At 63.5% G+C, this 10,582-nt stretch carries 7 protein-coding genes; 6 read left to right on the forward strand and 1 reads right to left on the reverse strand.

All coding sequences use genetic code 11. From position 1 onward, the window contains the following. Positions 1-199: 199 nt before the first annotated feature. Complete coding sequence (locus tag OKW35_RS18290) at positions 200-865, reverse strand: response regulator transcription factor (RefSeq protein WP_184061721.1); 666 nt, start codon at positions 863-865, stop codon at positions 200-202. A gap of 273 nt (positions 866-1,138) precedes the next feature. Between OKW35_RS18290 and OKW35_RS18295 the strand changes: the two genes are divergently transcribed. The 6 genes from OKW35_RS18295 to OKW35_RS18320 all read left to right on the forward strand — a co-directional run bounded on the left by OKW35_RS18295 (position 1,139) and on the right by OKW35_RS18320 (position 10,452). Continuing rightward, positions 1,139-3,199, forward strand: a complete 2,061-nt coding sequence (locus OKW35_RS18295; RefSeq protein ID WP_184061720.1) for a PepSY domain-containing protein — start codon at positions 1,139-1,141, stop codon at positions 3,197-3,199. A gap of 98 nt (positions 3,200-3,297) precedes the next feature. Then, a complete protein-coding gene (locus OKW35_RS18300; RefSeq protein WP_429552773.1) occupies positions 3,298-6,204 on the forward strand; it encodes a TonB-dependent siderophore receptor in 2,907 nt (968 codons plus the stop codon). A gap of 44 nt (positions 6,205-6,248) precedes the next feature. Continuing rightward, positions 6,249-7,043 (forward strand): hypothetical protein, encoded by a 795-nt coding sequence (locus OKW35_RS18305; protein WP_429552774.1) that lies wholly within the window; start codon positions 6,249-6,251, stop codon positions 7,041-7,043. Positions 7,044-7,068: 25 nt separating this feature from the next. Then, complete coding sequence (locus tag OKW35_RS18310; protein ID WP_429552775.1) at positions 7,069-8,097, forward strand: ABC transporter substrate-binding protein; 1,029 nt, start codon at positions 7,069-7,071, stop codon at positions 8,095-8,097. 522 nt (positions 8,098-8,619) lie between these two features. Next, positions 8,620-8,892: a hypothetical protein gene (locus OKW35_RS18315; protein WP_121317629.1), complete on the forward strand. Its 273-nt coding sequence runs from the start codon at positions 8,620-8,622 to the stop codon at positions 8,890-8,892. A 1,425-nt stretch (positions 8,893-10,317) separates the two neighbouring features. Continuing rightward, positions 10,318-10,452, forward strand: a complete 135-nt coding sequence (locus OKW35_RS18320) for a hypothetical protein (RefSeq protein ID WP_260321229.1) — start codon at positions 10,318-10,320, stop codon at positions 10,450-10,452. The last annotated feature ends 130 nt before the right edge of the window (positions 10,453-10,582 follow it).

The following is a 10,582-nucleotide window of genomic DNA, read 5'->3' on the forward strand; positions in this document are numbered from 1 at the left end:
TTGCGCAACTCCGCCTCCGACAGCTTCGTACCGAGCGCGGTCTGGCTGGCGCGAATCTGTTCGAACTCAGATTGGTTGAGCAGATCCAGCGCGTGGATCGCGTGATGTTCGATGAAGTATCGTCCGGCAAGAAACAGCGACGCGAACGTGACAGTCGAAGCGAGTACGTAGCAGATGGCGAGCCGCGCGCCGATGGATTTCATAGCAGCTGGTAACCGACGCCGCGCACCGTCTTGAACAGCGGCTTGCCGAGCGGCGCCTCGAACTTGCCGCGCAGCCGGCTCATGTAAACGTCGAGCAGGTTGGTGTCGACGTCGTAATGGGATTCCCAGATCTTCTCCGCTATCAGCGTCCGGGTCAGGATGCGGCCGGGATTCTGCAGGAAGACCTCCAGTAACGCGAATTCGCGGCTGGTGAGATCGATCGGCTTGCCGTTCAGATGGACGGTGTGGCTCAGCAGGTCAAGCTTGATGCCCGCATGCTGAAGCACGGTTTCCTTGACGGACGATTGGCGGCGAAGCAGCGAGCGCATGCGCGCGAGCAGTTCTTCCAGGCTGAACGGCTTAGGCAGGTAGTCATCGGCGCCGACATCGAGGCCCTTGACGCGATCCTCGACGGCGTCGCGCGCGCTGAGGATCAACACCGGCTCATTGAATCCGGCCGCGCGCCATTCGCGAAGCAGCTCCAGGCCATCACCGTCGGGCAAGCCGAGATCGAGCACGATGACGTCATAGCTCGACTCGCATAGCGCTTCGCGCGCCTCGGCGCAACTTTCAACCCACGTCACCGTATACGCGCGTTCGCTTAGCGCCTGCTTGAGGTACAGGCCGAGCTTGCGCTGGTCTTCGAGGATAAGGATCTTCATGATAAAAGCGCGAACGCGAGGGAATTTCAGGCTAGCGCAAGCGGATGTCCGTGACAAGCGAAGCATGGCCCTGCGGGGGTTTTCCCGATTTTTCTGAACGCAAATTCAGGAAGCGTTCGCGTCTGTTTCAGGTTGGAAGCGCGCATGTGGGTCGTGGGGCGATAAGTCACGCGCAATGAGTTGGGACTTACCCCGACTTTGCGCTGAATTCAGACTTCATTCAGGTTCGCCGACAAAGATGATGGACATCAACAGTCGTCGCCTAGGCAACCCATGAAACCCGCATTCCGTCCGCTCGTCTTGCAGATCCATCGCTGGTGCGGCCTGACCGTCGGGGTCGTGATTATCCTGATGGCGATCACGGGTGCATCCATCGCATTCCGGCCCAGCCTAGAGCCGGTGCTGAATCGCGATCTGCTGACGGTGCCGACCTGCGCGGCGCGCGTACCGCTTGACACATTGACCGCGAATGCGGCCGCATCCCGGCCGTCGGCGACGCTCGACTACATTCGGCTGGTCGCCGGCAAGCACCATGCGCCGCGCATGCCGTCCGCGATGGTGCGCTTCACCGATCAGGTGTTCGTCTACCTCAATCCCTGCACTGGAGACGTGTTGGGCGAACGCTCGCGCTACGGTGGCCTGCTCGGCACGCTCGAGCAGATTCATCAGTTCCGCTTCATGAAGCACGGTAACGTGATTACCGGCACGAGTGCGCTCCTGTTCGGCATGCTGATGATCGGTGGCGGCATCGCGCTCTGGTGGCCACGCTCACGTCACGGCTGGCGAGTCGCGTTCACGACCGGACCCGGGGCGCGTGGACAGGCATTCACGTATCGGCTGCATCGGACGATCGGTCTCTATGCCAGCGCGATCCTGCTGCTGACGGTGCTGACCGGGCTGCCGTGGGCGTTCGACTGGTACGCGCACGGCATCTATGCGATCACCGGTTCACCGCAGCCCGCCAGTCCGCCGAAATCGGCCGTGCCCGAGAACGGCGCAAGGCGGCAAACGCTCGAAAGCTCCTGGCGCACCGCACAGGCACTGTCGCCCGACCCGCAGGATGCGCTGCTGCACATCCCCGAGAAATCGCGTGACCCGGTAGAGATGTACCTGATCGATCGCGCGGCGCCGCATCCGAATGCACGCACGATGTTGTTCATCGACGCATACACGGGCAAGGTGCTGCGGTTCGTTCCGTATTCGCGGAGCAGCGTCGGGCACAAGCTGTATTTCTGGGCGTTGTCGTGGCACACCGGCGCGATTGGCGGTGTATTCGGGCAACTGTTGCTGCTGTTCGGCGCGCTGTGCGTTCCGGTACTCGCTTACACCGGCGTCCGGAACGTCCTGCGGCGCACGTGGCGTCCGGTGGCGAGCGACGCACGCCTGACCATGCGCGTCGCGAAGAAAACAGTCGAGGCCGACGGTGTGTGTGCGTTCGAATTGACGGATCCGGCGGGACGCAAACTGCCGCGGTTCGCGGCCGGCGCGCATATCGACGTGCATCTTGGCGACGGTCTCGTGCGCCAGTACTCGCTGTGCGGCGATCCGCGCGAGCGGCGGCGCTACCTGATCGCCGTGCTGCGCGTTGCGGATTCGCGCGGCGGATCGGCGGCCATGCACGAGCGGGTTCACGAAGGCGATCTGCTCGACATTGGTGTGCCGGTCAATCACTTCGCGCTGGACGAGACCGCGCCGCGTTCGCTGCTGCTTGCGGGAGGGATCGGCATCACGCCGATCCTCGGCATGGCGGAACGGCTCGCGCGGCGCCACGCCGATTTCGAGCTGCACTATTGCGCACGCTCGCAGTCGCGCGCGGCGTTCGTGCAGCGGCTCGTGCGGGCGCCGTTCGCCGGCCGGGCCAGGTTCCACTTCAGCGACGAACGCGCGGAGCAACGCTTCGACATCGAGCGCGTGCTCGACAGTCAGTCGCCTCGCACGCATCTGTACATATGCGGACCCGCGGGGTTCATCGATGCGGTGCTGTGCGCCGCACGGAATCGAGGCTGGCCCGAGCGGCAGCTGCACTGCGAGCGCTTCGCGTCGATTGCGCAGAAGCCCTCGGTGACGCATGCGTTCGACGTGCAGCTCGTCAGCACGGGCAAGGTGTACCGGATTCCCGAGCACAAGTCCGTCGTCGCGTCGCTGGCCGAACACGGCGTCAGGATCCCGACCTCGTGCGAGCAGGGTGTTTGCGGCACCTGCATCACGCGGGTGATCGCCGGCGAAGTCGACCATCTCGACTGCGTGCTGACAGCCGCGCAACGGGAGCGGCACGGACATTTCACACCCTGCTGTTCGCGCGCGAAAGGGGATCTGCTGGTGCTGGACATCTGACCGGGGGCAAACGCGGGCATCGTGCGATCGGGCGCGATGCCCGCCGCGGCCGGACCGGATCGAAGACTGATAATGCAAACAAGCTGGAGGAGACCGCGGTGATCGGAAGAACGATGGTGGCATTGGCCGTCATGGCGATGTTTTCCCCGGCGCTCTACGCGCAGGCCGACAGCGGCACGCGCGAGAATGCACTCGCGCCGCGGCCCGGACATGCGAAGCTCTATGCGCAGCAGCTGGTGGACCGCACGGTTGCGCTGCACCCGGAGCTCGTCGAGCTGGATCTTCATATGCGCCCCCCCGGAGGAGCGGAAAGCGTCATCGTCGCAGCCAAGTCCGCGAACCGGATCGGCAGGAAGTCGGACCCCGACGATCTCGACGTGGTCAAGACCGGTACGCCGTTCGTGGAAGTGAACAAGCGAGGCGACCAGAACGTCGAGGTGCATCTGCCGCTGCTCGATGTCACGCGCAAAGTGATCGGCGAAGTCGAAGTGACGTTCCCGTATCCGCCGGGGTCGGGGCTCGACAAGGAGGCGTTGATCCGGGCGGGCGCACTCATCCGCGACGAGCTGAGCCGGCAGATCCGCTACGGGAACGAACTCTTCGATCCGGTGCTCCCGACCAAAGGCATTCCGGAGAATCCGTACGCGCAGACGCTCGTCGACGAGGTGATCCGCAAGCGCCGCGACGTGATGGCGCTCGTGATGCACGTGGCGCGCCCGGGCGGGGGCGGCGACTATCCGATCATCGCGTCGAACATCGGGCGCATCGGCAAGCCTGCCGATGCGGACGACCGGCGTGTCATCGAGACCGGCAAGCCGCATGTCGAGGTCGGCCGCGAAGGAGATCGCCTCGAAGTGGAACTGCCGCTGCAGGACGCCGGCGGCGCTACGATCGGCGCGCTCGGCGTGGTGATGCCGTACCGCGTCGGCGACGACCAGGAGGTGCTCGTGAAGAAGGCCGAGAAGATCCGGGATGAATTGCGAGGGCGGATCCGCGATGCCGCGGAGTTGTACGAACCGAGGCAGCTCGTGCCGGCGACGTCGGTGATTACGGCGCGACTCGACGCGCAGGCGCTCGGCAACACGCAATCGCTGCCGATGACCAAGGAGGTGATGGGCGCCGGCGCGCTGCAGACCGCGACGGAAGGCGTGACCGACGCGGTCAAGAACCAGGCCGGCGTCGCGCCGACCAACTCGTCGGGCAGCCCTGCCGACGCGGCCAGCATTCGCGGCATCAAGGTCAACCTGTTCGCGAACTACCGGCTCAACGGCGGCCTGCCGACCGCGAACGTGATGTCGGTGCCGGCGGAGGACAAGGAGCGCGTGGAGACGCTGAAGGGCGCGAACGCGCTGATGTTCGGCGTTGCAAGCCCCGCGGGCATCCTCAACATGGTGACGAAGCGCGCGCCGATGGACAGGGACGTCGCCTCGGTGGCGCTGCTCGGCAACTCGTTCGGGCAGTTCGGCGTCGCGGCCGACCTCAGCCATCGATTCGGCAGCGAAAAGCAGTTCGGCCTCCGCGTGAACGCATCCGGTACGCACCTCGAAAATGGTGTGCACGGTGCGAATGGGCACGGCTGGTTCGGCAGCGTTGGCGCCGACTGGCAGGTCACCAACCGCCTGCATTTCCAGTTCGATGTCGAGACCTATCGGAAGGACGTCGTCGAGCAGGGCAGCATCAGCCTGCCGACTGCGGTCAACGGACACATCACGTTGCCGCGCGTGCCCGATCCGAGGAATCTGCTGTCGGGCCCGTGGGCGGTTTTCTCCGCGAAGACGACGAACTTCCAGGGGCGGGTCGACTACGACATTGCGCCCGGCTGGAAGGCGCTCGTCGAAATCGGTCAGTCGGATTCGGATCGCTCGCGCTCGACGACCCGGATCGGCGGATACAACGTGTTCACCGGGGCAGGCGGCATCCCGACCGTCAGTGAGGTGACGCAGGTCTACTTCAACAAGTACAAGCGGGCAGAACTGCTCGGTCAATTCGCCACGGGTCCGCTCTCGCACGACATCACGTTCGGCGTGTCGCGCAGCGAGCGCATCGCCGAGACACCCAGACAAAACACGATCGTGTTGCCGGAGCGGGTCAACATCTTCGATCCCATCCCGTTGCCCACTCCGGTGCCGACCCATCCCGACACGTCGCTGCCAAAGCAGGTCAACGCGGATACCGGCCTCTATACCTACGACATGATCGGCGTCGGGTCGAAGTGGAAGTTGCTGCTCGGCTTCCGCGAGAGCCGGTCGTCGTCGAACGACGGCGTGGTGTCGTCAGCGACCTGGGTCGGGTCTCCGGCATTCGGGATTCTCTACGACCTGCTGCCGACCACCACACTGTTCGCCAGCTACATGAAAGGCATCGAGGATGGCGGCGTCGCCCCCGCAAACGCGAAGAACGCCTACCAGGTCCTTGCGCCCGCGGTGTCGACGCAGTACGAGTTCGGCGTGCGCGATCACTACTTCAGGTGGTTGCAGTTCAGTGCGTCCGTGTTCGACATCACGCGCGCGAACGCGGTGACCAATCCGGCTACGCAGATTTTCGCCAACGACGGCACGATCGAATACCGGGGCGCGGAAGCCGTGCTCACGCAGGACATCTCGCGCCAGTGGTCGCTGTCCGAAGCCGTCCAGTACCTGCACGCGGTCCAGAACCCGGAATTCGACATGACGATCAAGGGCCGTACGCCGGAGAATACGCCGAAGTGGATCGGCAACATCGCACTGACGCACCGTCCGCTCTGGCTCCCCGGCCTGTCGCTCACGGTGCGTGCATCGTTCATCACGAAGCGCCCGGTGAACCCGCAGAACCAGGGCTACATCCCCGGTTACACCATCTACTCGCTCGGCGCCAGCTACGCGACCCGGATCGCCGGCAAGCACGTCGACATCAGGGTGGCCGTCGACAACCTGTTCAACAAGCGTTATTGGAACTCGGTGCAGACCGGCACGCTTGGCACAGGAATGGACCGCAGCGTGCGGATGGTGGCCAAGATCGATTTCTGAAAAAACGTGGAGCCCTTTCCATGCCCAACCTTCACCGAATCATCATGAATCTTCTCTCCATTCGGGCCATCGGCCGTATCTTCGCCATCGCGGTCGTACTGGCGGGCATGCTGCCCCCCAGCGCGGCGCGGGCGACAGAGCCGTCGGATAACGACGCGCTGTCGCTGATCATCACCTACCAGACCGCGCCCGCGAACCGGCCCGCGTTGCGCCACGAGCTGGCGCAGTCGACCGCGCGCGAGCTCGCGCGCTGGAAGCAGAACGGGCGAATCAGGCAATACAGCCTGCTGTTCAATCGCTATGCCGATTCGGACAACTGGGACGCGATGGCCTTGCTGACGTTCGCGACGCCCGACGACCTGTACCGCTGGCGTACGCTCGAGCAGGCGCAGCCCGCGGCGCTGTCCGGGAAGGCGCTCGCGGTGACGACTTCAATCCATACGACGCCGGTTGATACCAAACGCGCGGAGGCGCTCGACGCGAAGGCGGTGAATCCGGTCTACGTGGTCATCCCGTACAAGACACTGGTCTCAGCCGGCGACTACGAGAAGTACGCGGACGCCTATGTGATTCCGCAATTCAAGGGATGGATGGACGAGGGCGTCCTGTCGAGCTATTCGCTTTATACGAGCCAGTTTCCGGCCGGCCGCCAGTGGACCGCGATGGTACTCCTGCAATACAGGGACGAGGCGGCCCTCAGCGCGCGCGAGGCGGTGGTGGACAAAGTCCGCGAGCGCCTGACGCACAACCCTGAATGGAAAGCGATCAGCGACAGCAAGAAGAACGTGCGCACCGAAGAACAGGTGGTGATCGCCGATCCCATCGCCGTAAGTCAATGAGCTCTCTGCTCGCAAGGAAGATCCGATGAAAAAAATCGCACTTACGCTCGTTGCCGCTTGCCTGGTCGGTGGGCAGGCAAGCGCCGCCGAACCGGCCACGCCCGCTGCCGATGCGGCGCCGCAACGCATCGTCCTGCTCGTCGACGAGATTAAGGCCATCCGCAATTTCCCTGTGGTGCTGGCGGAGCGTCTCGGCTATCTGAACGACGGCAAGATGGCCGTGACTGTCATGAACATCCGCGACGACGTGTCGACGGCCGACATGCTGAATGACGGACGGGTCGACGCGGTGGTCGCCTACTACCATCACAACGTGGTTAACCAGGCGCGCGGCATCGATACGCAGGCCGTTGTCACGCTCGGCGTGACGCCGGGCGCGAAGGTGCTCGTCGCGAACCAGGCAAGGGAGAAATACCAGAGCGTGACTGACCTCAAGGGCGCGCGTTTCATTGCGGGCGGCGCCGGGTCGTCGAAGAGCACGGTCGCGAACGCGCTCATGCTGGCGGGCGGTCACGGCATCGGCGATTACACGCGGCTCGGGACGGACGGCAAGGAGAAGAACATCGACGCGCTGCGTGACGGAAGCGCCGATTTCGTCGTAGCGCCGACGCCCGACGGGGATCTCTACGAGTCGAAAGGCGTGGCCACGGTGTTCGCGGACCTGACGTCGGTCGACGGCACGCGCCGGAGTCTGGGCACGCTGTTTCCTTCGAGCACGGTCTACATGTCGGGCGCACGCGTTCGGGCGCATCCGGAGATTGCGCGGCACCTGGCCGGCGCGTTCGTGCGCACGCTGCAGTACATCAATTCCCATTCCCCCGAGCAGCTCCTGGCTGTCATTCCGCCGGAGATCAGCGGCAAGGACCGCGTGGCTTATCTGAAGGTGTTGAAGGAGGAGATCCCGATGTTCGCGAACGACGGACGCATGCCGGACGACGGCGCGACGAAGGAGTGGCAGGTGCTCGCCGCGGCGAATCCGGCTTACGGGTCGGTGAAGGTCGATCGGACCTACACCAATGCGTTCGTCGATGAAGCGCTGCGTACGCTGCACTGAGCAGAAGCGTTTTATTCGCGCGGGGCCGTGCGGCTGCGTTCCGCCCGCGCGGCGCATACAGCGCGATGCTGCAGCCGGTCGCGACGTCGTTGAAGCGTAGCGCCGACCCGTGCATCGTCGCGACGGCGGCGGCGAGGCTGAGCCCAAGGCTGCTGCCGGCTGTATGCCTGCTCGTCTTCGCGCGATAGAACCGCCGCCGCACCGCCTGCCGCTCCTCGGGCGGGAGCCAGGGGCCGGCCTCTCGCTGCAAAAAGCAATGCGATGCGCGACGGTCTCGCGAGCACCTGGAACGGGTCGCTCGGATAGGTTGGAGGCACAGTACGGCTGCGCATTAAAGGCAACCCTAAGAATTCCTTAAATTTTTTAATGCAGATTTCAGATTGTGTTTATCCGGCGTCGCTATTGTTGGATCGTGGTCAGCAGTTCGGATCTTTGCCGTGCAAGCGCTCCCGCACCATCAGGAGCGTTCGCTGCCACCGGGTCAAGGCACGGTATATCCATTGCAGCCGAAGGAGAGCAGTCATGCGCGCCGCCGATAACTCCCTGCACTCGCTGGTCGATAAGTGGCTTGGCCTGGGACTGGCGAACCCCGTCCGCGTCATGCGCTTCGGGCACACGCCGGCGAACCGGCGGCGCTATGCACTGGTGCAGACGCGGCGCCCGACCGGCATGCTGTCGATGTTTTTCTTCCGCCATGACAATGGTGGGTGGTGCGTATTCCCGCCCACCGAAGCGAGTCCCGCGATGCGCTTCGCCGCGCTGTGCATGCCGCAGAGCTGCGATTGCAATGGATGATGGCGAGTCTCACTGCTACGGCTGATCTGCGAAAAGTGTGCCGATCCAGGTGAGGATCGCAGTGACTGCGAGTCACGCCGGAACGACGCTAGTTCATGATTTGCGCCGCCGGTCTCACAATCGAGCTATACGGTGCTTCGGTTGGCAGTAAAAAAACAGGAAGGAGACCGCTGGTGAACGAGATCGGATCGAGTGTCATGATTAGCATGTCCCGGGGCGGACTGCTACCGCGCCACATCTCGATATAGGTAGCCTGTCCTGCGTTCCGTGATACTGGTCACAGCTGGCACGTAGTTGCCGACGAAGGCGGGACACGCACCCGTGGATTACGAATAGCATCTCGCAACGTTTCGGACTCTACCGCAAGTACGCATCCGCTTGCAGTGAGAACCGACATTCGCATCTGCCGAGGGGCGAATGTCGGGAAAGCAACATGCAGCCGACTCACAGATTTCCATATCTGAATGTCGGGTACGGCCGACGACGCGACTGACATGATCCGCGCGCGAAGGTCCGTTGTCTGGGCGGAGCCGGCATCCGAACGTCCGCGTGAAACCGTGGGCCATCGCCCGTCGTTGGCCGAACCTTGTCGATCGTCCAGCAATCGAACGGCACTTCCCATGAGCGGCAACAGGCGGACCCGCTGCCACCGTTCGGACCAACGCCGACGCCCCGTCCGCTTAAAGAAGTAAAGCAGCGCCAAATTTGGGCGGCCTCTCCGATGATGCTGGGCGGACGATTACCAGGGTTCGGTCCGATCTGTCAAGATGGGGTCGCCCGATCGAACCGTTTGTGGCGAAAATGCACACCGCATTTTTTGCGCTGAATACTCCCGCAAACGATTGCGTATACTCTGTGCACCTCTTTCTCCGAGGCGCGCTCTATGCGGCAGGAATGGCTTGAATCTCTCCAGCGACTTAGCTGGAACGCTCCGATAACTTTGGCACTAGCGTCGGCAGCAGTCGGCTCTGTCGTGACACTAGCGTGGATTTCGGCGCGAGATGCCCGGGAGCGCAGGCGTCAGCGACGCGACACTGCATTGGAGCTGGCGTTATCGCTGGAAAGCTACGCTCGAAGCTGTCGGACAATGATGCATAAGGCTGTTTGGGCGGCAGCGGAGCCGGCGGCCCTATCAGCAGCGAAGCCAGCAAGGGCGTGTCCATCCCTGCTTTTGCCTATCCGGACAGGCTGCAGTGGCACGTCCTGAGCCGCCGAGTTATCTCCGAGTTGCGTGAATACCCGGCTACTGTGCACGCTGCCCGAGAGTACTTGGAGGCATTTCGGGAGTTCGGCGAGCCGATAGACCTTTGCGGTCAGGTCCAATATGAGTGTGCGAAGGCCGCGATGTCAGCACTCGCGCTGGCTAGAACTACGCGTAGGCGGCACAGTGCCGCGACGTGGAAACCGGGTGCCAAAGATTCAGCCATGGAGCGCGAACTGTCCGACTTCATCGCGACCGCTGAAGAAAAGCGCAAGGCGTCGCTCGAGCGTCGAACGGAATCCACACTTGGTCGGGGAGCTGACGCACAGCCGTTCAAACAACAACCGCTAAGCGCCTGAAACTTAGACCGGACAAAGGGATATCAATCTATCAGGCGCCTCGCGACCCTCAACACCCTGTGGTACTCACGAGAGGTTAGCGGCTGCTTCCAAGGTGTCAATGCTTTCGGCATGACGACAAGTCGTCGGC

Source organism: Paraburkholderia sp. MM5477-R1, assembly GCF_050436385.1.
GTDB classification, from domain to species: Bacteria; Pseudomonadota; Gammaproteobacteria; order Burkholderiales; family Burkholderiaceae; genus Paraburkholderia; species Paraburkholderia tuberum.